Source organism: Flavitalea plasmicola, assembly GCF_030546645.1.
Taxonomy (GTDB): domain Bacteria; phylum Bacteroidota; class Bacteroidia; order Chitinophagales; family Chitinophagaceae; genus Puia.
Genome location: NZ_JAUOTO010000002.1, coordinates 713,040 through 737,491 on the forward strand (window position 1 = coordinate 713,040; position 24,452 = coordinate 737,491).

At 53.3% G+C, this 24,452-nt stretch carries 24 protein-coding genes; 12 read left to right on the forward strand and 12 right to left on the reverse strand.

What is annotated here, in order from left to right; translation table 11 throughout:
- Positions 1-18 precede the first annotated feature (18 nt).
- Both Q4E93_RS08055 and Q4E93_RS08060 read right to left on the reverse strand, forming a co-directional pair.
- A complete protein-coding gene (locus Q4E93_RS08055; RefSeq protein WP_303584114.1) occupies positions 19-237 on the reverse strand; it encodes a hypothetical protein in 219 nt (72 codons plus the stop codon).
- 17 nt (positions 238-254) lie between these two features.
- The gene (locus Q4E93_RS08060) at positions 255-971 is read right to left on the reverse strand and encodes a hypothetical protein (RefSeq protein WP_303584116.1); all 717 of its coding nucleotides are present in this window, start codon (positions 969-971) and stop codon (positions 255-257) included.
- A 123-nt stretch (positions 972-1,094) separates the two neighbouring features.
- Between Q4E93_RS08060 and Q4E93_RS08065 the strand changes: the two genes are divergently transcribed.
- The 5 genes from Q4E93_RS08065 (at position 1,095) to Q4E93_RS08085 (ending at position 4,524) form a co-directional block, all read left to right on the forward strand.
- On the forward strand, positions 1,095-1,991 hold the full coding sequence (locus Q4E93_RS08065) for a KGG domain-containing protein (protein WP_303584118.1): 897 nt from the start codon (positions 1,095-1,097) through the stop codon (positions 1,989-1,991).
- A 90-nt stretch (positions 1,992-2,081) separates the two neighbouring features.
- On the forward strand, positions 2,082-2,954 hold the full coding sequence (locus Q4E93_RS08070; protein ID WP_303584119.1) for a ferritin-like domain-containing protein: 873 nt from the start codon (positions 2,082-2,084) through the stop codon (positions 2,952-2,954).
- Positions 2,955-2,959: 5 nt separating this feature from the next.
- Positions 2,960-3,316, forward strand: a complete 357-nt coding sequence (locus tag Q4E93_RS08075; RefSeq protein WP_303584120.1) for a DUF3175 domain-containing protein — start codon at positions 2,960-2,962, stop codon at positions 3,314-3,316.
- On the forward strand, positions 3,313-4,167 hold the full coding sequence (locus Q4E93_RS08080; RefSeq protein WP_303584121.1) for an SDR family oxidoreductase: 855 nt from the start codon (positions 3,313-3,315) through the stop codon (positions 4,165-4,167). The genes Q4E93_RS08075 and Q4E93_RS08080 overlap by 4 nt, the downstream gene beginning before the upstream one ends.
- 12 nt (positions 4,168-4,179) lie before the next feature.
- Complete coding sequence (locus Q4E93_RS08085) at positions 4,180-4,524, forward strand: four-helix bundle copper-binding protein (protein ID WP_303584122.1); 345 nt, start codon at positions 4,180-4,182, stop codon at positions 4,522-4,524.
- Positions 4,525-4,534: 10 nt separating this feature from the next.
- Here Q4E93_RS08085 and Q4E93_RS08090 read toward each other — a convergent pair whose 3' ends face one another.
- On the reverse strand, positions 4,535-5,638 hold the full coding sequence (locus Q4E93_RS08090) for a class I SAM-dependent methyltransferase (RefSeq protein ID WP_303584123.1): 1,104 nt from the start codon (positions 5,636-5,638) through the stop codon (positions 4,535-4,537).
- Between the two features lie 74 nt (positions 5,639-5,712).
- Between Q4E93_RS08090 and tkt the strand changes: the two genes are divergently transcribed.
- Positions 5,713-7,734 carry a transketolase gene (tkt, locus tag Q4E93_RS08095; protein ID WP_303584124.1) on the forward strand — a complete coding sequence of 674 codons (2,022 nt, stop codon included), beginning with the start codon at positions 5,713-5,715 and terminating at the stop codon, positions 7,732-7,734.
- On the opposite strand, the gene Q4E93_RS08100 is transcribed toward tkt, so the two are convergent.
- From Q4E93_RS08100 to Q4E93_RS08110, 3 genes are all read right to left on the reverse strand, one after another.
- Positions 7,723-8,139, reverse strand: a complete 417-nt coding sequence (locus Q4E93_RS08100; protein ID WP_303584125.1) for an SET domain-containing protein — start codon at positions 8,137-8,139, stop codon at positions 7,723-7,725. The two genes, tkt and Q4E93_RS08100, sit on opposite strands and share 12 nt — an antisense overlap.
- 75 nt (positions 8,140-8,214) lie before the next feature.
- A complete protein-coding gene (locus tag Q4E93_RS08105) occupies positions 8,215-9,438 on the reverse strand; it encodes a sensor histidine kinase (RefSeq protein WP_303584126.1) in 1,224 nt (407 codons plus the stop codon).
- On the reverse strand, positions 9,431-9,844 hold the full coding sequence (locus Q4E93_RS08110; protein ID WP_303584127.1) for a response regulator: 414 nt from the start codon (positions 9,842-9,844) through the stop codon (positions 9,431-9,433). The genes Q4E93_RS08105 and Q4E93_RS08110 overlap by 8 nt, the downstream gene beginning before the upstream one ends.
- Positions 9,845-9,962: 118 nt before the next feature.
- Between Q4E93_RS08110 and ligD the strand changes: the two genes are divergently transcribed.
- Positions 9,963-12,608: a DNA ligase D gene (gene ligD, locus Q4E93_RS08115; RefSeq protein ID WP_303584129.1), complete on the forward strand. Its 2,646-nt coding sequence runs from the start codon at positions 9,963-9,965 to the stop codon at positions 12,606-12,608.
- Here the strand turns inward: ligD and Q4E93_RS08120 are convergent.
- Together Q4E93_RS08120 and Q4E93_RS08125 are read right to left on the reverse strand one after the other, a co-directional pair.
- The gene (locus Q4E93_RS08120) at positions 12,583-13,485 is read right to left on the reverse strand and encodes a cation diffusion facilitator family transporter (protein WP_303584131.1); all 903 of its coding nucleotides are present in this window, start codon (positions 13,483-13,485) and stop codon (positions 12,583-12,585) included. The two genes, ligD and Q4E93_RS08120, sit on opposite strands and share 26 nt — an antisense overlap.
- Before the next feature lie 39 nt (positions 13,486-13,524).
- On the reverse strand, positions 13,525-14,013 hold the full coding sequence (locus Q4E93_RS08125; RefSeq protein WP_303584133.1) for a DUF421 domain-containing protein: 489 nt from the start codon (positions 14,011-14,013) through the stop codon (positions 13,525-13,527).
- 73 nt (positions 14,014-14,086) lie between these two features.
- Here Q4E93_RS08125 and Q4E93_RS08130 point away from each other — a divergent pair, with 73 nt between their 5' ends.
- Positions 14,087-14,566 carry an inorganic diphosphatase gene (locus Q4E93_RS08130; protein WP_303584134.1) on the forward strand — a complete coding sequence of 160 codons (480 nt, stop codon included), beginning with the start codon at positions 14,087-14,089 and terminating at the stop codon, positions 14,564-14,566.
- A gap of 11 nt (positions 14,567-14,577) precedes the next feature.
- Complete coding sequence (locus tag Q4E93_RS08135) at positions 14,578-14,862, forward strand: DUF6496 domain-containing protein (RefSeq protein ID WP_303584136.1); 285 nt, start codon at positions 14,578-14,580, stop codon at positions 14,860-14,862.
- Positions 14,863-14,914: 52 nt separating this feature from the next.
- On the opposite strand, the gene Q4E93_RS08140 is transcribed toward Q4E93_RS08135, so the two are convergent.
- Positions 14,915-16,612 (reverse strand): HAD-IIB family hydrolase, encoded by a 1,698-nt coding sequence (locus Q4E93_RS08140; RefSeq protein ID WP_303584137.1) that lies wholly within the window; start codon positions 16,610-16,612, stop codon positions 14,915-14,917.
- 336 nt (positions 16,613-16,948) lie between these two features.
- Between Q4E93_RS08140 and Q4E93_RS08145 the strand changes: the two genes are divergently transcribed.
- From Q4E93_RS08145 to Q4E93_RS08155, 3 genes are read left to right on the forward strand one after another with little or no spacing between them, the layout of a single operon-like run.
- A complete protein-coding gene (locus Q4E93_RS08145; RefSeq protein WP_303584139.1) occupies positions 16,949-18,376 on the forward strand; it encodes a FecR family protein in 1,428 nt (475 codons plus the stop codon).
- Positions 18,377-18,389: 13 nt separating this feature from the next.
- Positions 18,390-21,890, forward strand: a complete 3,501-nt coding sequence (locus tag Q4E93_RS08150) for a SusC/RagA family TonB-linked outer membrane protein (RefSeq protein WP_303584141.1) — start codon at positions 18,390-18,392, stop codon at positions 21,888-21,890.
- 9 nt (positions 21,891-21,899) lie between these two features.
- A complete protein-coding gene (locus Q4E93_RS08155; protein ID WP_303584143.1) occupies positions 21,900-23,273 on the forward strand; it encodes a RagB/SusD family nutrient uptake outer membrane protein in 1,374 nt (457 codons plus the stop codon).
- A 1-nt stretch (position 23,274) separates the two neighbouring features.
- On the opposite strand, the gene Q4E93_RS08160 is transcribed toward Q4E93_RS08155, so the two are convergent.
- From Q4E93_RS08160 to Q4E93_RS08170, 3 genes are read right to left on the reverse strand one after another with little or no spacing between them, the layout of a single operon-like run.
- Positions 23,275-23,574 (reverse strand): hypothetical protein, encoded by a 300-nt coding sequence (locus Q4E93_RS08160; RefSeq protein ID WP_303584145.1) that lies wholly within the window; start codon positions 23,572-23,574, stop codon positions 23,275-23,277.
- Positions 23,564-23,998: a MauE/DoxX family redox-associated membrane protein gene (locus Q4E93_RS08165; protein ID WP_303584147.1), complete on the reverse strand. Its 435-nt coding sequence runs from the start codon at positions 23,996-23,998 to the stop codon at positions 23,564-23,566. The genes Q4E93_RS08160 and Q4E93_RS08165 overlap by 11 nt, the downstream gene beginning before the upstream one ends.
- A gap of 16 nt (positions 23,999-24,014) precedes the next feature.
- Positions 24,015-24,419 carry a helix-turn-helix domain-containing protein gene (locus Q4E93_RS08170; RefSeq protein ID WP_303584149.1) on the reverse strand — a complete coding sequence of 135 codons (405 nt, stop codon included), beginning with the start codon at positions 24,417-24,419 and terminating at the stop codon, positions 24,015-24,017.
- Between the last annotated feature and the right edge of the window lie 33 nt (positions 24,420-24,452).

Here is a 24,452-nt window from a genome sequence, read left to right on the forward strand (position 1 = left end):
GCCTCTTTATAAATTTTGTCAGACGGTCTTCTTACCGGGTGTGACCAGTAATACAATGCCGGCCACGGCCAGGATGCCGCCGGCGTATGGCGGCCAGTTCACCGTCTTTTTCTTGTCTGCGGAAATTTGTATGGGACCAGCGTCCACTACTTTTTCTTTCCTGGTGTAACTGAATCCCGTCCAGATAAGCATGACGGCTCCAAGGACGAGCAATACGGCTCCGAGGGTTCTTTTCATTTTTATTGTTTATAGGTTTATTCAAACCATTCCATGATCTGTCCGCCTATGGCATCGACGAGCTTTTGATCTTCGATCAGGTCCATTTTCCAGCCAGTCTTCCCATACCGAATGATCCCGATGCTGTCATTGTTGAGCCATACTTCCAGCTCATAGCATACGCCGTCCTCGCAGGTCTGGGCAATGGGGATAGCCTCCCCTTTAAAGGTCTTCTCCTTATATTGGAATGCCAGCGGGATGGGCTTTTTTTCCAGCTGGGCGATGAATTCCTTCAGGAACCTGACCAGGTGCTTACGCTGCGTGGGGCCGGAGGCGGACCATTTCCCCTTATCGGCCCGTTTGTGCGCCAGCTTGAATTTCAGGCCTGTCATTTTTGTATCGTAGTCATTCGCATTCAGTTTTTTAGCCGACTGGTGGGCCAGGATATACCAGTGGTATTCGGTGCCGGTGGGAACGCCGGAGTATTCGGGGGCATGTCCTACCCTTCTCTTGGTGACTGCGTAAGAAATTTCCCAGAGATCGGGCGTGATCTTCGTCTCTTTCCAATCGCCTTTATCATAGGTCCAGTGATGTCCTCTACCGATCTGGACACCTGTGTAGAGCTTGCCATTAAAGTTCTTGAATTTATTGAAGCTTGCGGAAAGATCCCCGGATGCTTTGCTGGGAGCTTTGATCTTTCGGGACGGCTTCTTTGCCGCAGTGGCCGGCTTATGCGCAAGTGATGCAGAAGGCATATAAATGTTTACCGAACGGGATATAAATCTTGTGCCAGGGGTCTGGCATAGTTTTTTTGCGTTGTCCAGCGAAGCGCTTCACTTCACTAAATAAGATCTATTTAATCACAAAAACTTAAAGGTATGGCTACGAGAAATTCAGGAAGACGTGGTTTTGCGTCCATGGATCCCGAGGAAAGAAGGCGGATAGCCCGCAGGGGCGGCCAGGCTTCTCATGGAGGCCGTGATTACCAGCAAGAGGATTATGACGAAGATTACGATGAGGAGGACGATGAATATGATGAGGAGGATCGGCCATCTTCCCGGTACCAGGAGTACGACGAAGACGAGGATTACGACGAGGATTATGACGAGGACGAAGAAGATTACCACCGGCCTTATTCACGGTATGAAGAGGAGGAAGATGAGGAGGACGAATATGATGGGCGCCGTTACAACCGCGGACGGTATGAGGAGGATGATCGCCGGTATTCGGACAGCAGTCGTTCAGGGCGTCCCTCCAGCAGCGACCGGGGATATTCCGGCTCTTCCGGCCGCGGATCTTCGGGAGGAAGAGGTTTTGCGGGTATGGACCCGGAACGCCGCCGGGAGGTTGCCCGCAGGGGCGGTGAACATTCCCATGAGGGAAGGTCTTCTTCCGGGCGCGGGGGGTCATCTTCCAGGAGCCGCAGCGGCTCTTCCGGCAGAGGCTTCCATTCCGGTGAATCCCGTAACAGCAGCGGTCAGTTCACCAGTCGCAGCGGTCGCAGCGGATATGGCAGCCGTTCCGGCGGCAGTGGCGGTTCCAGCCGGAGCGGATCCGGCCGGGGCAGCTCCGGGGAAAGCCGTAATTCCAGCGGTCAGTTCACCAATCGTGGACGCAGCGGCAGCAGTGGCCGTTCATCCACCAGTGGCCGATCAGGCAGCAGTGGACGTTCAGGCAGCAGTAGTCGTTCATCCGCCAGTGGCCGATCGGGCGCCAGTGGCCGTTCAGGCAGCAGTGGTCGTTCATCCACCAGCAGTCGTTCCCGCGGTAGATAAACCTGACGATCCTTTCCATAAAAACAAACAAATAGGGCCTGTCAAGACTCTATTTGTTTGTCTTATACACAATTTTAAAATCACCATGCCATGAAACAAGCATCTACTGCCCGCCGCACCAGCGGACAAAAATCCAAGAATACGACCCAAAAGAAACAAAGCAATGCCGGCAGCCGCCAGGCCAACAGCGGCCGGTCGGGAGACGGCAATAGCCGGTCCGGCAGCAGCCGTATTGAAGCAAGAATGCAGCATGAAAGAACCGCCAATATGCGACCCACTTCGGGCACAATGGAAAGAAGCGCATCGGCTTCCCGTTCGGGCAGGCCTGCTGCCAACCGATTCCAACCCGGGAACGGCCAGTACCTCGAAAATTTCTTTTTAGATCAGCTGAAGGATATTTATTACGCCGAACAGAAGATCGTCCAGTCTCTTCCGAAAATGATCGAGGCCACTACTACGGACGAGCTGAGGGAGGCATTCGAGGATCATTTACATCAGACACAGCGGCATGTACGCCGGCTGGAAAAAGTTTTTGAGGCGCTGGGGCAAAAGGCGGAAGGCAAGAAATGCGAAGCCATCGAGGGTATCGTACGAGAGGCGGAACAGATCATAAAAGAGACGGAGCAAAACACGATGACCCGGGACGCTGCGCTGATCATGGCGGCCCAGAAGGTGGAGCATTACGAGATAGCCAGCTACGGCGGACTGGTACAGCTGGCTATCACTATGGGACAATATGAGGCGGCAGAGATCCTGGACAAGACGCTGATGGAAGAAGAGGATACAGACCTGCTGCTGACTGAAATAGCGGAATGCGAGATCAATGTGATGGCGGAGTTCGAGGGTAGCAATGCCGGAGAAGAAGGCGGTGAAAGTGAAGAAGAGGAAGAAGGTTCCTGGGATGAGGACGAAGATAAGGGAGCGCGGCGGATGCAGAAAAATGACACACCGGAGGAGGGGTAAATCATATGCCAACGATTAAAAAAAACCATGCACGGCCTAAAAAAGCCGCTGCAAAGAAAAGTGCAAAGAAAAAGTCCTCCGGCGGCCGCAAATGGTCCGCCGGAGTGACTCAGCACAGCAATGCGCTGGACCTGGAAAAAGGCGTTTTTACTTCCGGCAGTCCGGAAAAAATAGCCAACTCGCTGGAGCGATCTGCGAAGAACAGCCGGCGGAAGAAAGGCAGCGCTTATCAGTCCGCCATGTCCATGCTGAATTTTTATATCAACAGGGCCGGGAAAAACCTGCCTGCGAAAAAGAAAGAGGTCCTGACGCAAGCGAAGGACAAACTGAAAGCAAAACACAAAAAGGAGGACGAGACATGAGCACACTAACCAAGCCCGCCAAACCGCGGGCACAGCATACGAATACCGAGGAGAACATGCACCCGAAGCCTGTGTATGAGCGGGATTATGACCGGCTGGGAAAGAAACTTTCCGGAAAGGTGGCGTTGATCACCGGTGGTGACAGCGGCATCGGCAGGGCCGTGGCCGTCCATTTTGCCCGTGAAGGGGCTGATGTGGCTATTGTTTACCATCGTGAGGACGAAGATGCACAGACTACGCGCGAGCTGGTGGAAGAGAAAGGGAAAAGGGCCATCCTTATCAAGGCCGATATAAAGGACGAGGATGATTGCCGGAGCGCAGTGGAAGCTGCGTTAAAAGAATTCGGACATATCGATGTCGTTGTCAACAATGCAGCGATCCAGCACCCCCAGGACAGCATCGAGAAGATCACGGCCAAACAACTGGAGGATACGTTCCGGACGAATATCTTTTCGCAGTTCTTCATCGTGAAGGCGGCCCTCCCCCATCTGAAGAAGGGATCGGCTATTATCAATACGGCTTCTGTCACTGCGTACAGGGGCAGTCAGCAATTGCTGGACTACTCCTCCACCAAGGGGGCCATTGTCGCTTTTACCCGGAGCCTGGCCCAGTCCCTCGCAGAAAAAGGGATCAGGGTGAATGCCGTAGCGCCCGGCCCCATCTGGACGCCGTTGATCACCTCCACTTTCCCGGACGAAAAGATCGAAACGTTTGGGAAGGACACGTTGCTGAAGAGACCGGGGCAGCCCGCGGAAGTAGCGCCGTGTTATGTATTCCTGGCTTCGGAGGATGGCAGCTATGTCACCGGGCAGGTGCTGCATCCCAATGGCGGAAGTATCGTAAACACATAAAAAAAGTACAGTATGTCTTATGTAAAATATCAGGCCTGCATCGACGCCTGCGTCTATTGCGCCAGCATGTGCAACCAATGCGCGACGTCCTGCCTGGAGGAGAAAGAGGTGGAAAAACTAAGAGAATGCATCAAGCTGGACCTGGAATGTGCCGCAGTCTGCCGTGCCACTGCTGAGATCATGGAGATGGATGGAAAATATGTAGATGCCTTCTGCCAGCTATGTGCAGATATTTGCACCACCTGCGCTGAAGAGTGTGATAAGCATGCCGCCATGGGCATGGAACACTGCCGTGTCTGCGCCGAAGCCTGCCGGCAGTGCGCGGAAGAATGCATCCATATGTCGGCCCTGGCCTGATCCTACGTAATCACAATGGTTGCGGGAATCGCATGCCGGAGAGCAGCGGTTTCCGCAGCCCTTTATATTGGATCAGCACATTGAACTTCTGGCCCATGTCCATGAGCAAGGTCTTTATGAGCGACAGCTTTTCATCCGGCGTCCATTGGTCCATCTGTCCTTTTTCCTCCATGTTCCTCAGATGCGCCGCAAGACCGAGGCCTTGTAAAAAATAGGCCTGGGTGGTAAACCCGCTTATTTCAAGACCGTTGTGCAGGCCGAAGTGGCTGAGGGCGGAAAAGTTGATATGGGTGGTGATGTCCTGCTCTCCGATGTTCGTATACGGACTATAATTCACCCTATGCCTGTGATAGCATACCAGTGTGCCTTTATTGCGATGCTGGTCATATAAATGCCGGGAGGGGAACCCGTAATCGATGGTGAGCACGAAGCCTTTTTTCAACGTACCGGATATGCGCGTAATCCAGTCGATCGCCTCCAGGTTGATCTCCGTGCGGAACCCCTTGGGCAGCGTGACCTGCAGTTCCCTGAAGTACTCATTGAGCGGCTGGGCTGCAGGCCGCAGACATTCGGAGAAATTTCCTTTATGATCCACGAAGACCTCCATGAGCTGATCTTCCATCACCACCTGGTGGACGGCAAAATTGTCGATCAGCTCATTGGATAGTATGCAGCCTGTAATGGGCGGGATCTCCGTTATGTCGTTGTGCCAGCTGACCTTCGGGGCATCGGGCAGGATCCGGCGGGTCATTTCCCGCATGGCCGCGCTCTTTTCGATGATGTGGTAGTGAAGGCCCGCATACAGCTCCTGGTTCCTTTGCAGGCTTTGCAGGATATCCCGGCAGAGCAATCCCGTACCCACCCCATATTCCACCACCGAGAAAGGCGGCTTGCCCAGCCAGCACCACATCTCTTCCAGCTGCCGCGCGATCATTTCCCCAAAGAGGGATGACACGCAGGGACTGGTGTAGAAATCCCCACCCTTCCCGATCTTATCCCTTGTTGTGGAATAATATCCATACTCCGGATGATATAAGGATAGTTCCATAAAGTCGTGAAAAGAGATGGGGCCTACTTTCCCGATCTTTTCAGCGATGATACCGGCTAACGACATGCAATAATTTTTTCAACTATCTCAACAGCTGTGCCATGGGAGTCATGGCATGATTTTTTTGCCCTTTTCCAGTTATGCTCACCATCACCAAGAACATCGAACAGCTGTGCATCGACACAGTTAGGGTACTGTCCGTCGACGCCGTGCAAAAAGCCAACTCCGGACATCCCGGCATGCCCATGGGCGCCGCGCCGATGGGTCATGCGCTTTGGTCAACATTCATGCGTTATGATCCGAAAGATCCTCAATGGCCTAACAGGGACAGGTTTGTCCTTTCCGCCGGACATGGCTGCATGCTGCAATACAGCTTCCTCTACCTCACCGGGTACAATGTGACCCTGGACGATCTGAAAAGCTTCCGGCAGCTGCACAGCAAGACTGCAGGGCATCCCGAATATGGGCTTATCGATGGTGTGGATGTCACTACGGGCCCGTTGGGACAGGGATTTGCCAATGGAGTAGGTTTTGCGATCGCACAGCGACACCTGGCGGCAAGGTTTAACAAACCTGGCTTCGAGCTTTTCAACTACAGGGTATTCGCCATCTGCAGCGACGGGGATATGATGGAAGGCGTCACATCGGAGGCGGCCTCGCTGGCCGGGCATTTAGGGTTAGGCAATATTATCTATCTGTATGATGACAACCATATCTCCATCGAAGGGGATACGGCCCTGGCATTCACAGAGGATGTGGCCAGGCGGTTTGAAGCCTATGGCTGGCATGTGCAGGAAGTGAAGGATGGGAATGACGTGGCAGCGATCTCAAAGGCCCTATCAAACGCCATTGAAGAGCAGCATCGGCCTTCGCTGATCAAAGTGCGAACGCACATCGCCTATGGCAGTCCCAATAAAGTGGATACGGCCGGAGCCCATGGCTCTCCGCTGGGAGAGGACGAAGTGCGGCTCGTAAAGGAATTCTTTGGTTTTGATCCTTCGGAGTCTTTTGTCGTACCGGGAAAGGCATTGGAATTCTACAGGGCGGCGGGCGAGAAGGGGGTACAAACGCACAATGAATGGACTGTTCTGTATGCGGCGTACAAGAAGAAATATCCCGAGCTGGCGTTGGCGTACGAACAGGCGCTGCGGGAGGAGCTGCCTTCGGGATGGGAGGACAAGCTTCCCCTTTTCAAACCCGGCGATGCAAAAGGGGGTAAAATGGCTACCCGCCAGGCCTCCGGCAAGGCGCTGAACAGCCTGGCTGAAAGCATTCCTGCCCTTATCGGCGGAGCGGCGGACCTGTCTCCCTCCACGGAGACGTACATGAAGGCCTACGCATCCTTTACGGCAGAGAACCCGGGTGGACGCAACTTCCATTTCGGGATCCGCGAGCATGCGATGGGCGCCATCCTGAACGGCATGGCGCTGACCAAAGGGATCATTCCTTTTGGCGCTACTTTTCTTATCTTCTCCGAATATATGCGGCCGCCGATCCGACTGGCCGCCATCATGAAAATCAAGCCCATCTTTATCTACACGCATGACAGCATCGGCCTTGGAGAGGACGGCACCACGCATCAGCCCGTAGAACAGCTGATCTCTCTCCGGAGCATTCCCAATATCACGTTGATCCGTCCGGCGGACGCCAATGAAACGGCACAGGCGTGGAAGGTCGCTTTGCAGCACAAGGGTGGACCTGTGGTGCTGGTACTCACACGACAGGGACTTCCTATCCTCGATCCGGACAAATATGGGCTGGGTGCGGGGGTGGAAAAAGGGGCCTATGTACTTTCCGACCCTGACGACCTGCAGCCCGAGCTGATCCTGATCGCCACCGGTTCGGAAGTGGAGCTGGCGTTAAAGGCACAGGAGATGCTGCTGAAGGAAGCGATCCCCGTCCGCGTGGTGAGCATGCCTTCCTGGGAACTGTTCGAGCGGCAGCCTGACGCATATAAAGAGGAGGTTTTTCCCAAGGGCATGAAAAAAAGGCTGGCCATCGAGGCAGGCTCTCCCCTGGGGTGGCATAAGTACGTGACGGATGAAGGGGATGTGCTGGGGATGACCACTTTTGGTGAATCGGCGCCGGCGGGTGATCTGTACAAGGAATTCGGCTTTACACCAGAGCGGGTAGTACAGAAAGCAAAAGCGTTACTTGGCTGAGGCGATATTATCCATGATAATGTCCCAGTATTCCTTTCCATAGGCGACGAGGATCTCGCTGCCGGCAGGGATGTTCTTCACAGCATAGATATACACCTTTAATCCTTCATTATCGTATTTACTGTTGTTATGCATGCCCGGGGTGCGAATAGGCCCCATTGCATCGTTGGCATAACGGGCGAGCGCCGCTTTATAGGTCCAGGCGTCGATGACATGGTTCCTGTTGACATAATAAATATAGCCGTTGAGCCCATTGCGATCGTCCACTTCTTTCCACGTAGAGATCCTGCCTTTGTATTCCACGATCTTTGTCCCTTTTGCGATGGGCTTTCTGGTGAATAATCCCATTCCTGCTCCTTTCAATTTACTGCGCCTGACATATAACTGCTTTTCCAATAATGCCATGTTAGATATAAATAAATATGATTGGTAAAAATAGGTAAAAAACAACTCACTGCCGTAGAGTAAGAGGGGAATCGATCAAGCGGGCAAAAAGACGTTGAATGTGGCGCCTTTGCCGGGTTCGCTTGTCGCCGTAATGGCGCCATCATGATTTTCCACGATCTTTTTACATAAGGCAAGGCCGATGCCGCTGCCGCTGTAGGCGTCCTGGCTATTGAGGCGCTGGAAGATCCCGAAGACCATACCCGCATGCTGCTGTTCGAAGCCGATGCCATTGTCCTGGAAGCTGATGCGAAAAAATTTCGATGTCCCGTTTCGTGGAAGGGTGTCCGGAAGCTCAGCTGGCGTAGCTTTTTCCGCCCGGACCGAAATGCGGGGCTCCTGTTGAGAAAATTTAAGGGAATTGCCGACCAGGTTGCGAAAAAGCTGACGGAACTGGGATCCTATCCCGTTGATAACGGGCAACGGGCCAACGGATATGATGGCTTTCTTTTCGGCTACCGAGAGATCGAACTCCATCAGCACCTCTTTAATGATCTCGTTGAGATCCACGGGGGCAATGACCAGCTCAGCACGCGACAGCCTGGAATATTCCAGGACATCTTTTATCAGCCGGGACATGCGGAGAGAAGCGTTTTTGATCCTATGGAGGTATTTGGCCAGGGATGCGGCGTCTGCGCCGCTGTTGAGGCCTTCCTCCAGCAGCTCGGAAAAAACATGGATCTTTCTCAGCGGCTCCTGCAGGTCGTGACTGGCTATGTAGGCAAATTGTTCCAGTTCGTGGTTGGATTTGGTAAGGCGGTGATTCATCTCGGCCAGCTCGCGGGTCCTTTCCCGCACGGTGTCTTCCAGCTCCTGCCGGAACCTTTCCTTTCCTTCATTGATAATACGTTCGGCCTCTTTCTGACCGGTGATGTTCCGTGCGATCTTACTGGCGCCAATGATCTGTCCTTTACTGTCCCTGATGGGGGAGATGGAAAGCGAGATATCCAGGATGACCCCGTACTTGGTAACTCGTTTGGTCTCGAAATGATCAACCCGCTCGCCTCTTTTTAATCGTTCCAATATTGCCGGTTCTTCGCCCAGTCTGTCAGGGGGGATCAACCGAAGGATGGGTTGTCCGATCATTTCGGCCGCCTCGTAACCGAAGATTCGCCGGGCGCCTTCATTCCAGCTGCTGACAATACCGTCCAGGGTCTTGCTGATAATGGCATCATCGGAAGAATGGATGATGGCGGCCAGCCAGGTTTGGGCCGCTCCCTCCAGCTCGCTGGCATTTATATCCTGGAAAAGATCATTCATGGGTGGGAGATCGGGGGTTATATTTTTGCAAGACCTGAGCCAGGTGCTTTTTAATAGTTTGAATTTCATTACCCTTGACGATGTAATCCGTGGCGCCGGCCGCGCGGCTTGCGGAAATGTCAACCGGGTTGGAGGAAGTCGAAAGGACGATCACGGGACGCCGGGTCAGGCGTTCGATCCGCCTGATCTCCCGAAGACATTCCAACCCATTCATCCTGGGCATATTGAGGTCCAGGAAAATAAGATCCGGGGTATAGCCATCCCTTTTCAGCTTATCCAGTGCTTCGTAACCGTCAATCGCGTCGTCCGTTTCTGAAAAAGGGTGTATACTTTTCATTACCAGCGAAAAAATCTCCCGGTCGTCCGAATCGTCATCGATCAGAAGAATTTTTAAAGGTTGATCCATCTATTCTATAATGGGAGGTTTGTTTAAGCGATCTTCCCGAAATTACACTAAAACATATACAAACGGTGGACCAAACTATAGTAAGAAGGATGGCAAAGGTTTTGAAGGAATCTCTTTTATGGCATTAAAAGAATACAAGAAGAAACGTCGGTTTACCGCGACGCCGGAGCCCCAGGGAGGTAAGCCCTCCGGAAAGGCCCTTCAGTTCGTCGTACAGAAGCATGCCGCGTCGCGCCTGCACTATGATTTCCGGCTGGAAATGGAGGGGGTGCTGAAAAGCTGGGCGATACCCAAGGGCCCTTCATTGAACCCGGCGGACAAGCGGCTGGCGATGATGGTGGAGGACCATCCCTGGGATTACAAGGATTTTGAAGGCATTATTCCCGAGGGTAATTATGGGGCCGGTACCGTCATCGTATGGGATGAAGGCACTTATGAACCACTGGCGCCGACGAACGGCAGCAAGGAGGCCCAGGACAAGGAGCTCCGTAAGGAGCTGCATGCAGGGTCCCTTAAATTCAGGATGAAAGGGAAAAAGCTGAAAGGTGAGTTTGCATTGGTGCGGACCCGGGGCAGAGGGGAGAACTCCTGGCTGCTGATCAAGCACCGGGATAAGTATGCATCGGAGGAGCCGGTGACGGAAAAGGAAAAATCGGTCCTCTCGAAAAAAACACTGGAGCAGGTGGCGGCAAATCCCCGCTCGTTGCAGTGGATCAGCAACCAGGCTGTCAGTGTTTCGAAGAAAGGATCTTCCCCGCCGGCAAAAAAAAAAGCGCCCGCCGGCCGTAGATCCCCCATCCTGAAGAACGTATCCCCCATGCTGGCCACGCTGGTGGACAAACCTTTTGATGAAGCAGGATGGTCATACGAGGTCAAATGGGACGGCTACCGGGCTATTGCCTACCTGCGTAAAGGAGAAGTGGAGGTGCGCAGCCGGAATAATAAGACATTTAATGAGAAGTTCTATCCCATCCACCAGGCATTGAAAGAGTGGAAGGTCGATGCCGTAGTGGACGGAGAGATCGTGGTCCTGAATGAAAAAGGACTTTCCAATTTCAGCCAACTGCAGGAATGGCGCAGCGAGGCGGACGGCCAGCTCTTTTATTATCTTTTCGATATACTGTGGCTGGATGGCCAGGACCTGACGAAACTCCCGTTGAGCGAAAGAAGGCAATGGCTGGCGTCCATAGCGCCGAAGAACGATATTTTACGCGTCAGTGAGTACTATGAGGCCAGCGGTACTGAATTCTTTGAAGCGGCCAGTAAAATGGGGCTGGAGGGCATCATCGCCAAAAAGGACGAGAGCGTTTATGCTCCGGGGATCCGTACGCGAGACTGGCTGAAAATAAAGACGGCCAGCCGGCAGGAGGTCGTCATCGGAGGGTATACGCTTAATAAAGGCAGCAGCAAACCTTTCAGCTCGTTGCTGGTGGGTGTATTCGAAAAAGGGAAATTACAATATACAGGGAAGATAGGCACCGGGTTTAGCCAGGCGTTGCAAAAAGAGCTGTTACAACGATTCAGGCCCCTGGTTCGCAAAACCTGTCCATTTGCCGTGGTACCGGATATCAACAAGCCGTCAAGGTTCAGGCCGGATCCCCCGGAGGCCAAAGCAGTCTGGCTGAAGCCGGAGCTGCTGTGCGAGGTTTCATTCCGGGAAATGACGGATGACGGCGTCATGCGGCATCCTTCTTTCGAAGGTATGCGGGAGGATAAAAGCGCAAAGGAAGTGGGCAGGGAAAAAGCGGAGCCAGTGGAAAAAGTGGTGAAGCGGAAGCTGGATACGACAAAGATACTGGCCCCCGGAAAGGACAGGGGAAGAAGAACTTTACTGAATCCCGGGGATGCGTCGCAGGTGCGATCGGTGAACGGGCATGAGCTGAGCTTTTCCAATCTTGGCAAGATCTTCTGGCCGAAGGAAAAATACACGAAGCGGGACCTGTTGAACTACTATTACCAGGCAGCGCCGTATATCCTTCCTTATCTGAAAGACCGCCCGCAGTCGCTGAACCGCTACCCCAATGGCATTGCCGGCAAGAGCTTTTACCAGAAAGACGTTACGGCTACGGCACCCGGGTGGGTAAAACAATTTCCCTATCATACGTCCAAGGGAGAAGATAAGAATTTTCTCGTCGTCGAGGATGAGGCAAGCCTGCTATGGATGGCCAACCTGGGCGCTATCGAGATGAACCCCTGGAACAGCACTATCCTGAAGCCGGATCACCCCGACTGGTGTATCATCGACCTGGACCCTACGGAAAAGAACCCTTTCGAGCAGGTGATCCAGACCGCGCAGGTGACAAAGGCTATACTGGATGACCTGGATGTGCCGGGCTATTGCAAGACTTCGGGATCAACGGGCATTCATATTTATATACCTATGGGCGCTAAATATACGTATGACGAGTGCCAGCTATTCGGTAAGCTCATCGCCATCCGTGTTCATGCCGAGCTTCCGGCCTTCACCAGCATTGAAAGGATGACCGATAAGCGAAAAGGGAAAATATATGTAGACTATTTGCAGAACAGGCCCAAGGCCACGCTGGCGGCGCCTTATTCGGTGCGACCCAAGCCTGGCGCGACCGTCTCCATGCCCCTGCATTGGGAGGAAGTGAAAAAAGGCCTGAAGATGGCGCAGTTCACACTGGTCAATGCAATGGACAGGATCAAGGCCGTGGGAGATCTGTTCAAGCCCGTGTTAGGCAAGGGCGTCAACATGGAAAAGATCCTGAAGAAGCTCAACCGCCCTCTTCCGGCTGAATAACGATATAAGCGATCTTGGGCCATTGCTCGCGGATATTTCTTTTGATGTCGTCGATATGATCGTTGAGCTCTCCCACCGTCAGCTTGGGCTTGAAGTTCAGGAGTATGACCAGGAGCACTTCCTCCGGTGACTGGTAAAGGGAAAATATCCGGGGAGTGGAGACGACGCTGCGATCTCTTTTTATCAGGTCGATGATCGCTTTTTCCGTCTTTGCTGAAATGCCTTCGCCGATGAGCAGGCTGCGGCTTTCCCTGGCCAGGAGGGCAGAGGCGGCGGTGAGGATCAATCCCACCAGCAGCGACGCGATCCCATCAAAATAAGGGTTGTGGGTGATATCCCCGATGAAAAGGCAGGCCAGCACCAGCACCAGGCCCGTCACGGCTGCGCCATCCTCGAAAAGCACCATGAATGATGCCGGATCCTTACTGCGAATAACGGCGTCCAGCAATGACCCTTCCGTATTCGCACTTCGGAACTGCCGGAATGCAATGATTAAAGAAATACCCTCGAAGAGCAGTGAAAAGATGAGCACGATGTAGTTCCAAAACAGGGAGCCCGTGATGGCCGGCTGTTTCAGGTGGGCAACCCCCTGGTAGAAGGAGACGCCGGCGCCCAATGCGAAAATGAGGATGGAAACAATGAAAGACCAGAAATATAATTCCCTCCCATACCCGAAAGGGTGATATTGATCCCTTTCTTTATTGCTGCTGTAAATACCGTACAACAGCAGCAGCTCGTTCACCGAGTCCACGATAGAGTGGACCCCTTCGGCGATCATGGCGGCACTGCCCGTGACACCGCCCGCAATAAATTTCACTGCTGCGATGGCGATGTTGGCTCCCAGGGCTGCATAGATGGATATCTTTGATCTTTTCATTGTAGAACACTTACGACAGTGGGCATTATTTTCCCCATCTTATTTTTTCTTAATTACGCTGATCTCCCCGTTCCTTTCGATATAGATCGCCTCCACGTGGTCGATGGATTCTTCATTGATAGCAAGGCGCAGCCCTTCTTTTATATCCTTATCGCTGACGCGTGCCTTGCGCATATTTTTTTCGTTGAATGAACCGTTAGCATATAGACAGGCTTTTTCTCCTTTTACGAATTTTCCAATGAGGTCGCTGTAAAGGCTTAGCCAGGCCAACCCACGATGTACCAGGACAAACGCAAGACAGCCTGTCACCGTGGCCATGAACGGCGATGCGCCCGCCACAGCGCGGCTTAGGATGGATCCCAGCATAATGATGACGACGTTGTCCATCGCGGATCTTTTTCCGAACGTCCTGATCCCTGCAATACGGATCAGCGCGAGGGTAATGAAGAAGACCACCACGGCGCGGCTGGTCATCTGCAGTGCGTTGAGGTCTTTTCCTTCACCAAAGACCAGTTGAATCCAATCCATGGCCAATTTGTGTTTATGTACGAGCGAACAAATATTGGCCCGTTTTTTTAACGATAAGATAATAAAGAAAAGTATGAGCTGTGTAAACGTAGTAATAGAAACCCCCAAGGGCAGTGCTCAAAAATATGATTATGATGAGGAGAGCCATTTTTTCAAGTTGAAGAAGATCCTGCCTTCGGGCATGGTTTTTCCGTACGATTTTGGGTTCATCCCCGATACCAAAGGCGAGGATGGCGATCCGCTGGACGTCATTGTCATTTCGGAATTCAACAGCTTTCCCGGCTGTATGATGAAATGCCGGATCATTGGCGGCCTCATGGCCGAACAGTCAAAGGAGAAAGGAAAAAAGCAATTGATCCGCAACGACCGATTTCTGGCCATTCCGGACTGCTCCAACATTTTTGAAAAAGTAAGGACCCTTTCGGACCTTCCGGAGGAGATCACCAGCCAGCTGGAGGATTTTTTTATCAATTACAATAAAATAGAGGGGAAGGAATTCAAGGCGTTGAAGAAAATGGAAGCAAAGGAGGCAAAAAAATGTATCGCTAACTAAAATTAAATTCTATGGCAAAGTATTCCAAAAAAGCGGGCAACAAAGTGGAAAAGGCTATGCATGAAAAGAAAAGGGGCCAGCTGAAAAGCGGGCGAAGCGGCAAGACGGTGAAGAGCCGGAAGCAGGCCATCGCCATCGGGCTATCCGAAGCACGTAAGGAAGGAGCGAAGGTGCCGAAGAAGAAGAGCGCCGCAAAGAAAAAGGCGGCCCCTAAAAAGAAATCAGCGCCGAAGAAAAAATCGGCTGCACGGAAGAGATCGACCACACGGAAAAAGTCCCCGGCCAAAAAGAAATAATCCCTATAACAACCCAGTGGCCGTCGGCGAAAGCCGGCGGCTTTTTATTATTCTATGCCGTGTATTTTGTCGAGATATAGGACAATATGTGTTTTTTGGATGCCTCGGTGTCGCTGATCCCTTCCGCCTCCTCTCCCACTTTGGACAGTTCTTCATCATGCACGGTATCTCTGAACCAGCGGGAAAAATCTTTTCGGTGGAGGTGAAACAGCCATGTTTCCGCGTCGATGCCTTCGGCGATATGAGCAAAGAGCATCAGATTGTTGGCTTTCAGATGCATTTTATTCTCTGGCCCCGTAAAGATGAAGCTGTTGTAGCCCATGTCGCCTTGCGCGTATTTCTTCTTATGCCGCTGTTGCAGCTGCACCGGTAGATGGAACCGCGCTTTGTAGACAGGCTTGCCGTCCTCTTCCCTGTTCCAGATCGCTATCTCATTTTCAGACAGGTCGGGAATAGGCGCCGGCATGGGTAGCTGCAGCTTTTCGGAGAATTGCCGGAAAGGATATGCCGCGTCTCTCCCGATGGCAATCACGGTGCCTACCCTGGAAAGAGAGGTTGTGCTTAACTGATGAGGAGAGGTGCTGATGATAATGAAGTTATTAAACTCTTCCGGCAGCTTGTCCGCGAGTGTCTCCGCCTGGCCCGGCACCAGGTGATGGGCTTCGTCCAGCAGGAGCCAGTGTGGATGTCCGAATTCCTTCCGGAGGTCCAGGAAGACGGTGAGGAATTTTGCGAAGAACGCCGGCCTGTCTGCCAGGGGTATGGCCAGGGTACAGATAACCACATTCTGAGCCGGCTCGATCAGCAGATGACGGATCTCCTCCATTGGCGGAAGCACCTTGTCGTTGCCGATGACCACGGCGCCCGGCAGCTGCAGATAGTCCCCTTCCGGATCGATGAGGCAGAACTGGTAGTCTTGTTTGATCATGGTTTCCACGATGGACAGCGTGAAAGTAGTTTTTCCGCTGCCGGAAGCGCCGGCCAGCAGGACCCCTTTGCAATAGGGACTGATCAGAAAAGGCGATCCATCCTCCAGCTCGCCCAGGTGGAGATAATGCCTGGTCAGCCGGCGGTCCCATTCTTTGAGATCCGTGGCCAGCATGTCATGGATCAGCTCAACCACTCCCAGTCCGTGGCCTGCCTCCGTCACCCTGTCCGCCAGGGATTTCAACCCGGGCAGCGCATTGGAAACCGCTGCGGCGAACTCGGCCACCTGCAGCAGCGCCCCGTCATTTTCAGCATCGCCTATGGCTACCACATTATGAACCGAGAGGTGTAAGGAGTGCAACAGCTTTTGCAGGCCGGTGGCTTTGTTGACGCCCGGAGGAAGGATCATCACCGCGCCTTTGTTGAAGATGACCTGTCTTTCGCTGCCCGAGGCTTTTATCACTTCCAGCACTGTCTTTTCGTGCGGTTCCCAGGTGGCGATGATCACTTTCCCCACAGATAGGGGGTGCACGCCCCGTTCCTGCAGGGCCTGGACAAACGATGGGTCGGGGGGAGGTCCCAACAACTGCTCTTTTCCCGTGGCTGGCTCGTGCAGGAGGGCGCCATTCTCCGCGACAATGTAATCGATGATCTTATAGTCGGGGAATACTTCCACCAGGTCCTTCATTTCCCGGCCTGTCACCAGGATGAGGCGACGGCCCGCCGCCTTAAAAGCCTGAAGCTCATTCAGTATATTTTCTGATACGCACCCCTGGTCGGCGAGGGTACCGTCATAATCCGTTGCCAGTACGAGATATCGCATGGACCAGGGAGATAAAAAACTGTGCCGTGGCAGTGAGCGGATAAACGCAATGACTTCAAGACTAAGTGTTTACTTTGGCTCCATGAAAAAGCCTGCCTGGCAGTCGTAGCTTTTTTTCTACATAATCAAAATTATTGTACTTTTAACCCGAGCCTTAACAACTGCAATTGAGACCAGATTACCCAAATAAAATCTTTTCCGACCGCCGGAATAGGTATTTTCTCCTCATGGAGACCTTGGCAGAGCTTTCATTGCTCTAACGCTACTGTTTAGTGCATTTTTTCCTCATTAACCCAATGCGGCCTGCCCTTCCGCCGCCTGTCCAATGCTATTTAAATGAAACAACCATCGTTTATCCGCCGTAGCCAAAGAAGCGACAACGACATCAACTGGTTTGTGCTTTTTACAGAAGGTCACCGGGATGCATTCGCCCATTACTTCGAGGCTATGTATCCGGGGCTGTATCATTGCGCCTGCAAAGCGGTGGCTGATCCGGCCATAGCAGAAAGCATCATCCTGGCAGGCTTTGTCGACGCCTGGAAGGTGCGGGAGGGGCTATTCACGCAGGATGAATTGCGGCGGTTGGTCATGGATAAGGTGAGAGAAGGATGCACCAGCCACCGGCTTTCGCTGGTGAGGGATCATAAGCATGACAATGCAGGGGGAACGGATGAATCCTTCTTCCCTGAGGATAGTCCGGATGGATTGACGGCGGGCGCCTCCCGGACAATGCCGGCTATGGATGTGGCAAGTGCGCTTTCCCGGGCGTTGTTGATCATAGGCGGTGGAGAAAAGAAGCCTTTTTATAAGAAGCAGGGCTGGCAAGCCTTGGCGCTTTGTCTTGCCCTGGTTGCAGCAGGAGGCGGCGTGAGGTTCGCCCTTCGACATCAGGAAAATGCCCCGGACATTCAAAAGGACCAGCTCCGGAGTGCTGTCCCCGGCACTGCGGCCGACCTATATGGCGGCGGTAATAAAGCGACGCTGACCCTTGCAGGCGGACAGCAGCTTAAGCTGCAATATCTCCCGCGGGGAAATGTAGCCCTGCAATACGGCGCCAGGCTGATAAAAACAGACAGCGCCCTCATCTATGTTCCTGCGACTTCAGCCATCCGGGAAGGGATGGAAGGGCCTCAGTTCAACACATTATCCACTCCCCGTGCCGGGCAGTATTCGCTGGTATTGCCGGATGGGACCAGGGTCTGGCTGAACAGCGCCTCCACCCTATCCTATCCCACCTGCTTCAACGGGCGAAGCAGGGAAGTGACGCTCACCGGCGAAGCATATTTTGAAGTGGTTAAGAACGCCGCGCAGCCTTTTCATGTCAATGTACATAATGTCACCATCCGGGTGCTGGGGACAGGCTTCACCGTCAGGGCCTACCACGATGAAGGACGCGTAACCGCCACGCTATTGAAAGGAAAGATCGCCGTTCATGATGGGCATCGTGAAAAAATGTTGATGCCGAATGAGCAGGTGAACATCGACCGGCAAAAGAACTGGCAAATACAGCAGTCCGTCGATCCGGAATCTGTCCTGGCCTGGAAGAACCACATTTTCTACTTTATTCATGCAGACATTCCGACCGTCATGCATGAGCTGTCCTTGTGGTATGGGATAGACGTGGAAATAAAAGTACCCGCTGCGCAATCTATTTATGACGGCGAGTATTCCCGGGATGCAAGCCTTTCGGCCATCCTGAATTACCTGACCAACGAGGATGTGCATTTTGTGCGGGAAGGGAACAAAGTGACCGTAACACCATAAACACTGCTATTCCATGCGTATCTATGCTGCCATTATTATGGTTTTTCTCATGCATGTCAGCTCCTCCGCAGATGCCCAGGCGACTTTCGATTGCCATGAAAAAAATATAACAGTCCGGAAAATCATCGATATCATCCGGCAGCAGACAGGGTACTTTTGCTTTTTCCAAAACGAATCCAGGCTCATGGAGAGGAAAGTAACGGTGGATATACACCAAATGACCGTGGAAAATTTCCTGAAGATCTATTTTGGGGTGGGCCCCGGAGATTATACGCTGGAAGGGAAAACTTATGTGATCAAAAGGAAGAATCGCACAGCATCCGGGTTCTTCAGGAATGTTGCTTCGGATACACTGATTGGTCTGCGGGGGAGGATCACGGATATGAAGGGCGATCCCCTCGCCGGCGTCACCATTGTTGTCGAAGGGACAAAGGAAATGACATTGACGGATTCCACCGGAGATTTTGGGCTCCGGGTTGATCCGGATGCGGTGCTGTTGTGCCGCCATGTCAGCATGGACCCGTTGCGCGTTGAGACAGCGGGCAGGAGCTCCCTTCACCTGCGGATGAAAGAAAAGCCCGCGGAGCTGCAGCATTACAATGTAGTTGCTCCCGTTAGCAATGGCTATCAACGGATACCGAAAGAACGGGCCACCGGCTCTTTTGGCTATATCGACCGGCAACTGCTAAACCGGACCGTATCCACCGGCGTGACGGACCGGATAGAGAACCTCCTGCCCGGCATGTTGTCCAATCATGGGCAATCCTCCGATGGAACGCCCATCCGCGAAAAGTTCCTGGTCAGGGGACGCAGCACGCTTTATGCGAATGCGGCCCCGCTGATCGTGCTGGATAATTTTCCGTATGATGGCGACCTGGATAATATCAACCCTAGCGACATCGAAAGTATCTCGGTATTAAAAGATGGCGCCGCCGCATCTATCTGGGGCGTCCGGGCCAGCAACGGGGTCATTGTGGTCAACACCCGCAGGGGAAAGGTCGATGACAGCGCCGGTTCTTTCAGGACGCCCCGACCCGTGTTCAGCTATACCAGCTCGGTCACGTTGCAGTCGAAGCCCGACCTGTACAATGTATCTAATATTTCCAGCGCCGACTTTATAGAATGGGAGAAAGACCTTTATGGACGGGGATATTTTACTCCAGACAATACTACCCCGTTCACCCCCGTGGTGGAAAAGCTCTCACAAGGGCAGCAGGATGGTATCGAAGCCATGAAGGGACAGGATATCCGCAGGGACCTCCGTAAATATCTCTATCGCGGCGGCGTCAGCCAGCAGCATTTCATCCAGGCCTCGGCCAGCACGGAAAATGCAGGCTATTATCTTTCGGCCGGCTGGGACCACAATGCTTTGAACCTGACGGGATCCTCCTTTGACCGGGTGTCCCTGCGCCTGCAAAATATCCTAAGGGTCAGCGCTCCCTTGTATTTAGACGCGGGTGTAAACTTTATCCATACTACCAGCCGGCACGACGGTAATCCCGGATATAACTACCGGAGCACGCATGCAAACAGAGGTTTTTATCCCTATGCCCAATTGGCCGACGCGCAAGGCCATCCCCTTCCATTGTCCTTGGACTATGGACCCGATTATCTCCAGGCAGCGTCCCAGCTGGGTTTCCCGGATTGGAGCTATGTACCCCTGAAAGACCGGCAGGCATCTGAACACACTAATAAGCTCCATGACCTCCTCATCAACCTGGGCGCTCACTATACATTTAGTCCTTCACTGAACCTGGAGCTGAAATATCAATATCAGAATGGAGGTGCAGCGGGAAGCAACCTGTATGGCGGTGATTCTTATTACAGCAGGGACCTGATCAACAGCTATGTCCAGGTGGACCCTGTCACGCATGGCCTGACTTACCCGATCCGGCAAGGCGGGATCCTGGATCTCAGCAACCAGGAGACGAATGCTCATCAGGGAAGGCTGCAGGTGAATTACAATCATACCTGGTCCCGTCGCAATACGCTGACGGCCATTGCCGGCTATGAGATCAGGAGCCTGGTGACCACAGGGCGTTCGGACAGGCAATATGGATACAATCCCGAGAATGGCTCCTATTATTCCTCCATCGACTACGACTCCAGCTACACCGGCTGGCAAATGTTCAGCCCGGCCCCTATCCCCGGCCATGCACCGTCCACGAAGCTGGTGGATCATTTCATCAGCTATTACGCAAATGCCTCTTATACTTTCCATAATCTATATACGCTGTCGGCCAGCGCGAGGGAAGATGTAGCCAACCTTTTCGGCGTGAAGACCAACCAGAAAGGAGTGCCCCTTTGGTCGGCAGGCGTCGCCTGGCAGATCAACAACGAATCATTTTATCATCTGGCGGCATTGTCCTACCTGAGACTGCGGGCTACTTATGGCCGCAGCGGCAATATATCGCGGCTGGCTTCCGCCTATACCACCGCCACCTATGCACAGGGAGGGATCACCGGCACGCCGTATACCATCGGGTATATACAGGGACTCCCCAACCCCCATCTCCGATGGGAACAGGTGGGCGCCATGAGCGTTGGATTGGATTTTGCCGGCAGGAAGCGACTCATCTCGGGCAGTGTGGAATACTACCGGAAGAAGGCCGCAGATCTGATGGCGCCTGCCGCCGGCGATCCGACGCTGGGGCTCATCCAAAACCCCGGCGTGCCGGGTTTCTACTATGGCAATACCGCCTCCATGCAGGGAACGGGCATCGATCTGCAATTGGAGACGCACAATCTGAACGGAATATTGAAATGGACGACGAATTTTATTTTCAGCAGGGCTGTGTCGAATGTAAAAAGATACCTGCTGCCTGTCGCTGCCGGTAAGAAATACCTGGATCCGAACGTCATCAGTCCACGTGAAGGCCAGCCTTTATATGCCATCTACAGCTTCAGATGGATGGGGCTTGACCCGGCCACCGGCGACCCCCTGGGCTATTATAATGGAAAGGCCAGCAAGGATTGGGCGTCGATCTATAATAATACGAACATCGATAGCATGATCTATCATGGTCCCTCCCAGCCCTCCATTTTCGGGGCGATGAGAAATACGTTCCGCTGGCGGTCCTTCACGGCTTCGTGTAACATCAGCTATAAGCTGGGTTATTATTTCAGGCGGCCTTCCATTAGCTACACGGGCCTTTTCAACACCTGGGTAGGCCATGGCGATTATGCGCGCCGCTGGCAGCATCCGGGGGACGAGCGCACTACCTACGTGCCGTCCACAGGATATCCCGGCAGCAACTTCAGGGACCTTTTCTATGGCAACTCAAGCACCCTGGTGGAAAGGGCCGATCATATCCGGCTGGAGGATATCCAGCTCAGCTATGACTTTGACAAAACGCAGCATGCGTGGCTGCCATTTGGCAATCTCCGGCTTTACGGCTATGTCTCCAACCTGGGCTTGCTGTGGAGGGCCAATCATTCGGGGATCGATCCCTATTATATCAATATACCGAAGGAAGGGCGCCGGTGTTCGGTGGGTGTAAATGTTAATTTTTAATTTCTTATCATGGATCCACGTCAGCTGTTGCGTTTGGTTGTCCTGCAGGCCCTCCTCTGTGGCGCCTGTAAGAAAGGGGCCTTCCTGGACACGCATCCGGATCAGTCTATCGCCGTGCCGTCCACCATTGCCGACTGCCAGGCGCTGCTGGACAACGATGTGGTGATGAACGGGTATGGCGGGCTGGGTTATCCTAGCCTGGGAGAGACGGGTTCCGACGACTATTATGTGACGGGGCCGCAGTATGGACAATACAAGACAATCGACCAGCGGGCCGTCGTCTGGGCCACCGACATCTATACGGATGAAGAGGTAAATGACTGGGACCTTCCTTACAGGACCGTCCTTTATGCCAATGTGGCATTGGAAGGACTGAAAGCCATCCATCCCTCACCCGACGCACAGGCGGCCTGGAATAATGTCCAGGGGAGCGCCTTGTTCTTCCGGGCCTTTGCCTATTACCAGCTGGCACAGGTGTTCTCGCCCGTCTATGACAGCGGCACAGCAATGCAGGCCCTGGGACTTCCCCTGAGAAAATCTACGGATGTGAACGAAAAATTCACCCGGGCTTCCGTACAGGAAACCTATGACCAGGTGATCAATGACCTGGTTGCGGCGTCCACCTTATTGCCGGACACGACCCGGTACGCTACCCGGCCTTCCAGGCTGGCCGTCTATGCGTTGCTGGCCAGGGTCTACCTCAGCGCAGGCGCCTGGACCAAGGCGCTGCAGTATGCCGGCTCGTGCCTGGAAATACGGCCTGTCTTACAGGATTATAATACTTTGGACGCCCATAATCCGCTGCCTTTTACCCGAAGCAACCCGGAAGTGATCTTCGGCGCGACCTATACTTCCAGCGGTCCTTCCGTCGCCGGGCGAAGCTTGACGGACAGCGTTCTCTTCGCCAGTTATGGGGCCAATGACCTGCGGAAAGCCCTCTTCTTCGAGAGCGGCCGTTACTTCTTCGGGTGGTATGACGAGAGCGCCTATGCTTTTTGCGGCCTTGCCACCGATGAAGTGTATCTCACCCGGGCAGAATGCTTTGCAAGGACCGGGGATGTGCCTTCCGCCATGGCGGACCTCAACCATCTCCTGGAGACACGATGGATGAGCGGTACATTTGTACCGCATACGGCCGTCGATGCTGCAGATGCGCTTCAACAGGTGCTGCAGGAAAGAAGAAAGGAGCTGCTTTACCGCGGTCTCCGGTGGACGGACCTGCGCCGGCTGAACAAGGACACAGCCATGGCCATCACCCTCACCCGTACTGTGAACGGCACGGCCTATACGCTTCCGCCTAATGATCCACGCTACGTCTATGCCATTCCCCGCAAGGTGCTGGACCTTAATCCGCAGATGCAGCAGAACATCCGAATCCGATAGTTCATAGCAGATAATAATGCATGGTCACCAGGTAGCCGGCTGCATGGTACCCATATTCATCATGTGTATAGGACGTATAAGCGCCTACGCAATAAGCGCCCAGTCCGATGAAGCTGCACCAGTACGGATCATTCGACTGGTAGATCAGATGAGACATTGTCTGCGGTTCGCCGCCGGCATCCAGCTGGAACCAGTAGTAGGTGCCGAACTTTGCATCCTTCTTCGTTTCGACATGCGTGGTGTAGGCAGAGAGAGAGAGGGCCAGGACGACCACTACCAGGCCAAGGATTCTAGGTTTCATAAAACTTTATTTTAGGTGGTGAGTAAACTAATCCGGCGATGGTGATGCCGATGAAAGCCAGGTTGAATACCAGGTGCTGCCGCCACGTCATCCATCCAACGACGCCACCGCAGGAGCAAGGCAGGTGTTTTCCGGATCCCAGCATCAACGAGATATACGAAGTGAAGAGCACCATCAGCGCGAGCGAGACATAAAATCCTATTCTTCTTACCGGTCTTGCCAGCAGCAAGCCCGCCGCCGCCAGCTCCAGGGCGGGCACTGCCCAAACCAGGGTCGTGGCAACGTGCTGAATCCAGGGAAACCTATCCAACTGGAACTGGAAGAGGTTGAATTGGAAAAGTTTCGCGGTAGCCGTATAGACGAACAAGAAAACAAGGCTGTATGCGCAGACATCCGCGATCCATTTTCGACACGTAGGTTGCATCGGTTTAAGATTTCGATCAAAAAGTTACGTCACAGCACAACCGTATTCCAAATCCGCCGGTGTAACTTTCGGCAGCATAAGTGTTACTTTTGACCGCACCCTTCCTGTAGGTGGCCGGGGAAAGCTGCCGCCAGCCCTTAAATGCCTTATTGAAGCTGCGGACTTTCTTATAGCCGCATTCCACGGCCACGAACTTCACCGGATGGTCTGTTTCGCGCAGGAGGGCCTCCGCTTTTTCCATGCGGCTTTGCAAGAGGAAAGCGTGCAGCGGCAGGCCGCTGTATTCGCGGAAGTTCTTTTGCAGTGAAGTCTTGTTGGTGTTGAATTCCCGGCAGAGCGCGGCAACGGGAAGCTTACGATGGAGATTGCTGTCAATGTAGGCTCTTACCTGCAATAGCAGGGCGGCATCCTTGCGGTGCATAAGAGAAGGTTTAATGATTAATAACGCGATCTT

Excerpts from the sequence above, each read along its gene's own strand:
- Q4E93_RS08135 (WP_303584136.1), top strand. The coding sequence starts at position 14,578 with ATGGCAAAGTATTCCAAAAAAGCGGGCAACAAAGTGGAAAAGGCTATG.
- Q4E93_RS08165 (WP_303584147.1), bottom strand. The coding sequence starts at position 23,998 with ATGCAACCTACGTGTCGAAAATGGATCGCGGATGTCTGCGCATACAGC.
- Q4E93_RS08055 (WP_303584114.1), bottom strand. The coding sequence starts at position 237 with ATGAAAAGAACCCTCGGAGCCGTATTGCTCGTCCTTGGAGCCGTCATG.
- Q4E93_RS08140 (WP_303584137.1), bottom strand. The coding sequence starts at position 16,612 with ATGCGATATCTCGTACTGGCAACGGATTATGACGGTACCCTCGCCGAC.
- Q4E93_RS08120 (WP_303584131.1), bottom strand. The coding sequence starts at position 13,485 with ATGAAAAGATCAAAGATATCCATCTATGCAGCCCTGGGAGCCAACATC.
- Q4E93_RS08085 (WP_303584122.1), top strand. The coding sequence starts at position 4,180 with ATGTCTTATGTAAAATATCAGGCCTGCATCGACGCCTGCGTCTATTGC.
- Q4E93_RS08110 (WP_303584127.1), bottom strand. The coding sequence starts at position 9,844 with ATGGATCAACCTTTAAAAATTCTTCTGATCGATGACGATTCGGACGAC.
- Q4E93_RS08130 (WP_303584134.1), top strand. The coding sequence starts at position 14,087 with ATGAGCTGTGTAAACGTAGTAATAGAAACCCCCAAGGGCAGTGCTCAA.
- Q4E93_RS08075 (WP_303584120.1), top strand. The coding sequence starts at position 2,960 with ATGCCAACGATTAAAAAAAACCATGCACGGCCTAAAAAAGCCGCTGCA.
- Q4E93_RS08090 (WP_303584123.1), bottom strand. The coding sequence starts at position 5,638 with ATGTCGTTAGCCGGTATCATCGCTGAAAAGATCGGGAAAGTAGGCCCC.
- Q4E93_RS08145 (WP_303584139.1), top strand. The coding sequence starts at position 16,949 with ATGAAACAACCATCGTTTATCCGCCGTAGCCAAAGAAGCGACAACGAC.
- Q4E93_RS08065 (WP_303584118.1), top strand. The coding sequence starts at position 1,095 with ATGGCTACGAGAAATTCAGGAAGACGTGGTTTTGCGTCCATGGATCCC.
- Q4E93_RS08105 (WP_303584126.1), bottom strand. The coding sequence starts at position 9,438 with ATGAATGATCTTTTCCAGGATATAAATGCCAGCGAGCTGGAGGGAGCG.
- Q4E93_RS08170 (WP_303584149.1), bottom strand. The coding sequence starts at position 24,419 with ATGCACCGCAAGGATGCCGCCCTGCTATTGCAGGTAAGAGCCTACATT.
- Q4E93_RS08160 (WP_303584145.1), bottom strand. The coding sequence starts at position 23,574 with ATGAAACCTAGAATCCTTGGCCTGGTAGTGGTCGTCCTGGCCCTCTCT.
- Q4E93_RS08060 (WP_303584116.1), bottom strand. The coding sequence starts at position 971 with ATGCCTTCTGCATCACTTGCGCATAAGCCGGCCACTGCGGCAAAGAAG.
- Q4E93_RS08070 (WP_303584119.1), top strand. The coding sequence starts at position 2,082 with ATGAAACAAGCATCTACTGCCCGCCGCACCAGCGGACAAAAATCCAAG.
- ligD (WP_303584129.1), top strand. The coding sequence starts at position 9,963 with ATGGCATTAAAAGAATACAAGAAGAAACGTCGGTTTACCGCGACGCCG.
- Q4E93_RS08080 (WP_303584121.1), top strand. The coding sequence starts at position 3,313 with ATGAGCACACTAACCAAGCCCGCCAAACCGCGGGCACAGCATACGAAT.
- Q4E93_RS08125 (WP_303584133.1), bottom strand. The coding sequence starts at position 14,013 with ATGGATTGGATTCAACTGGTCTTTGGTGAAGGAAAAGACCTCAACGCA.
- Q4E93_RS08150 (WP_303584141.1), top strand. The coding sequence starts at position 18,390 with ATGCGTATCTATGCTGCCATTATTATGGTTTTTCTCATGCATGTCAGC.
- Q4E93_RS08155 (WP_303584143.1), top strand. The coding sequence starts at position 21,900 with ATGGATCCACGTCAGCTGTTGCGTTTGGTTGTCCTGCAGGCCCTCCTC.
- Q4E93_RS08100 (WP_303584125.1), bottom strand. The coding sequence starts at position 8,139 with ATGGCATTATTGGAAAAGCAGTTATATGTCAGGCGCAGTAAATTGAAA.
- tkt (WP_303584124.1), top strand. The coding sequence starts at position 5,713 with ATGCTCACCATCACCAAGAACATCGAACAGCTGTGCATCGACACAGTT.